4 protein-coding genes are annotated in these 3748 nt (G+C 73.3%); 1 reads left to right on the top strand and 3 read right to left on the bottom strand.

Going from position 1 to position 3748, the window contains the following annotated elements; all coding sequences use genetic code 11:
* Nucleotides 1–1526 (top strand): biotin/lipoyl-containing protein (locus Q1K57_RS10760; RefSeq protein WP_300082237.1); only part of this gene is annotated, 1526 nt, incomplete at its 5' end.
* Between the two features lie 74 nt (nucleotides 1527–1600).
* Here Q1K57_RS10760 and Q1K57_RS10755 read toward each other — a convergent pair.
* From Q1K57_RS10755 to Q1K57_RS10745, 3 genes are all read right to left on the bottom strand, one after another.
* Nucleotides 1601–2071, bottom strand: coding sequence for a DUF11 domain-containing protein (locus tag Q1K57_RS10755; protein WP_300082240.1), 471 nt, complete (start codon nucleotides 2069–2071; stop codon nucleotides 1601–1603).
* Complete coding sequence (locus tag Q1K57_RS10750; protein ID WP_300082234.1) at nucleotides 1990–3180, bottom strand: hypothetical protein; 1191 nt, start codon at nucleotides 3178–3180, stop codon at nucleotides 1990–1992. Before Q1K57_RS10750 ends, Q1K57_RS10755 begins: the two co-directional genes overlap by 82 nt.
* A gap of 2 nt (nucleotides 3181–3182) precedes the next feature.
* On the bottom strand, nucleotides 3183–3748 hold a 566-nt coding region (locus tag Q1K57_RS10745; protein ID WP_300082231.1), incomplete at its 5' end, for a DUF11 domain-containing protein.

Raw genomic sequence — 3748 nt, 5'->3', positions numbered from 1 at the left:
TCCACCCCGGCTACGGGTTCCTCGCCGAGAACGCGGGCTTCGCCCAGGCGGTGCTCGACGCCGGCCTGACCTGGATCGGTCCGCCGCCGGCGGCCATCGAGGCCCTCGGCGACAAGGTGCAGGCCCGGCACATCGCGGCGAGGGTGGGGGCGCCGCTGGTCCCCGGCACACCGGATCCGGTGGCGAACGCCGCCGAGGTGCTCGCGTTCGCCGAGCAGCACGGGCTGCCGATCGCGATCAAGGCCGCCTACGGGGGTGGCGGCCGTGGCCTGAAGGTGGCGCGGACGCTGGCCGAGGTGCCGGAGCTGTTCGAGTCGGCGACCCGGGAAGCCGTGACGGCGTTCGGCCGCGGTGAGTGCTTCGTGGAGCGGTACCTGGACCGGCCACGGCACGTGGAGACGCAGTGCCTCGCCGACTCACACGGCACCGTGGTGGTGGTCTCGACCCGGGACTGCTCGCTGCAGCGCCGGCACCAGAAGCTGGTCGAGGAGGCGCCCGCGCCGTTCCTCACCGAGCAGCAACGGACGCGGCTTTACGACTCGTCGAAGGCGATCCTGCGGGAGGCCGGCTACGTGGGCGCGGGGACGTGTGAGTTCCTCGTCGGCCAGGACGGCACGATCTCGTTCCTCGAAGTGAACACGCGGTTGCAGGTCGAGCACCCGGTCTCGGAGGAGGTCACCGGGCTGGACCTGGTGCGGGAGATGTTCCGGATCGCCGACGGCGAGGAGCTGGGCTACGACGATCCGGCGGCGCGCGGGCACTCGATCGAGTTCCGGATCAACGCCGAGGACCCGGGCCGCTCGTTCATGCCGGCGCCCGGCACGCTGACGGCGTGGCAACCGCCGTCCGGACCGGGCGTGCGGGTGGACTCCGGCTATCTGGCGGGCATGGCGGTGCCGGGGTCGTTCGACTCACTGGTGGCGAAGATCGTCGTCACCGGGGCGGACCGGGCCCAGGCCATCCAGAGGTCGCGGCGCGCGCTGGCGGAGACGGTGCTGGACGGGATGCCGTCCGTGATCCCCTTCCACAAGGCGGTGCTGGAGGACCCGGCGTACGTCGCGGCCGACGGCGAGTTCGGCGTCCACACCCGCTGGATCGAGACCGAGTTCAGCACGCCGATCGAGCCGTACGTGGGCACGATGGGCGAGACCGGGCCGGCCGAGAGCAGCACGTACGTGGTCGAGGTGAACGGACGCCGGCTCGAGGTGCGGCTGCCCAGCTCGCTGGCGGCGCCCGTGGCGAAGCCGGCGACGGCCAAGCGGCCCACCCGCCGCAGCACGGGAGGCGCGCGGGCGAAGGCCCCGTCCTCGAACGAGCTCACCGCGCCGATGCAGGGCACGATCGTCAAGGTCGCGGTCGTCGAGGGCGACGAGGTCGGCGAGGGTGACCTCGTGGTCGTGCTGGAAGCCATGAAGATGGAGCAGCCGATCACCGCCCACCGCTCCGGCGTGGTCGCCCGCGTCGCCGCCGCCGTCGGTGACGCCGTCACCTCCGGGCAGGTTCTCCTGGAGATCGTCGACCCCTGAGCCCGCATCCACCGATCGAGCGCGTCCCGACAAGCTCGGCGGACGGTCCCGGTGGATCAGGGCTGAGCCCCGGGTCAGCCCCGCGGTGCCGGTGCTCGGGACGTCCGGTCGCGGCGCTTCCTGCCGACGAGCAGGAGCAGACCGCCCGCGCCCAGCGCGACCAGGCCACTGGCCGCGAGGAGCGGGAGTCCCGGGCTCACGCCGGTGGTGGCGAGATCGCCACCCGGTGAGGTGGTGTCCGCCGTGATCGTCAGGTCGGCGCTCGCCGTGTTGTTCGCCGCATCCGGATCCGGCGTGGACGCGGTCGCGCTGGCCGTGTTGGTGACCGTGCCGTCGCCGGCGTCGGGGTCGACCGCCGCCGTGACCATCGCCGTGCGGATCTCGCCCCGAGCCAGCGTCGGGTAGCTGCAGGTGACCTGCTGCCCGGTGATCACACAGTCTCCGCCACTGACCGCCGTGGGCGTCAGGAGGGCGGGGAAGGTGTCGGACAGCACCACGTCGGCGGCCGACGACGGCCCGGTGTTGACGACGCTGAGGAAGAAGATCGCCGTCCGTCCGGCCCGGACCTCGGTGTACAGCGCGGTCTTGAGGTCACGACGTCGGCGGCGACGACGACCTGCGCGGTGACGGTTCCGGTGTTGTCGTCCGGGTCGGGGTCGGGGGTCGCACTGGTGGCGGACGCGCTGTTGACCACCTCACCGGACGCGGAGGGATCGACGGTCACGTGCACCACGACCACCCAGGTGGCGTCCACGGCAAGGCTCGCGCGTTGGCAGGTGACGGTGTCACCGGAGGTGTTGCACGTACCGCCCGCCGGCATCACCGAGTCGACCGAGAGGCCCGCGGGAATCGCGTCGGTCACCTGCACCCCGGCCGCCGCCGACGGCCCGTCGTTCCGCACGCGGAGCACGTAGGTCGCGTGGCCTCCCGCCACGAGCACCCCGGGCAGGACGGCCTTCGCCGTCACGAGATCGGCGGACCCGGCGACCTCGGTCGCGGCGACGGCCGGCAGCCCGGTCGTGGCACCGAGCGTCGCCGAGGAGACCTGCGCCCGGTTGACCAGCGTGGTGCCGGCCGGGGTCGCCGGATCCACGGCGACCGTGATGGCGAACGTGGCGGACTCCTCGGGCGCGAGCGCGCCGATCCGGCACACCACCAGCGCGGGGGCCGCCACGGAGGGGCCGGCGTTGGTGACGCTCAGCGAGTACGTGAGCCGCTCCCCCGCCACGACCGTCGCCGGCGCGGTCTTGGTGATCGTGAGGTCGGCCCGGGTGGCGACCGGGACCACGGCCACGGCGGTGTCGTTCGACGTGGTCGGGTCGTCGGGTGCGGTGACCGTGGCCACGTTTCGCAGCGTGCCGCGGGGGGTGTCCGGTTCGAGCGTGCCCGTCACGGTGACCGTCCACTCGTCGTCAGGGGCCAGGTCGTCCAGCGTGCAGTGCAGGTTGTTCGACAGACCCGAGTCGCAGGCTCCGGTCGATGCCACGACCGCGGTCACCCGGACGGCCGCCGGGACCGCGTCGGCGAGCACCAGGTCGGTCGCCGGGCCCGGACCGGCGTTGCGGGCGGTGAGGGTGAAGGTCACCGCGCTGCCGGCCACGGCGGACGAGGGGGTGGCGGTCTTCGCCAGCGTGACGTCGGCGGCCGCGGTCACGTTCAGCCGGTGGGTGGCCTCGTCGTTGTCGGGCTCCGGTCGTCGCCGTCGTGGCTGACCCGGGCGGTGTTGGGCAGTTGGCCGCCGGGGAAGTCGTCGGCCACCGTCGCGGTGATCCGCAGCTGCACCGAGTTCCCCGCCGCGACCGTGCCCAGCTGGAACCGCACGGTGTCGTCCGCCGCGTCGCAGGAACCCTGCGGGGTGGTGCAGGAGTCGTAGGTCAGGCCGTCCGGCAACTCGTCGGCGACCTCCGTCCCGGGCGCGTCGGACGGCCCGTGGTTGGTGACCAGGAGGGTGTAGGTGACCTCGTCGCCGTTCGTCACGGACGCCGGCGCGCCGGTCTTGGCGATCGCGAGGTCGGCGGAGTTCCCCGCGGCGAAGGTCGCCGTCGAGGTGTTGTTGTCGGGGTCCGGATCGTCTGTCGAGCTGGCCACGGTCGCGGTGTTGCCCACCGCGCCGGACGCCGAGGGCGCGAGGATCGCGTCGACGCTGACCGTGACGACTCCGCCGGCCGGAACGGTCCCGAAGTCGCAGGCGACGCTGCGGCCGGTGAGCGAGCAGCTGCCAA

Origin of the sequence: Propioniciclava sp. (assembly GCF_029977985.1) — a bacterium.
In the GTDB taxonomy this organism is placed as follows: domain Bacteria; phylum Actinomycetota; class Actinomycetes; order Propionibacteriales; family Propionibacteriaceae; genus Propioniciclava.
This window is presented reverse-complemented; position numbering and strand designations above follow the sequence as displayed.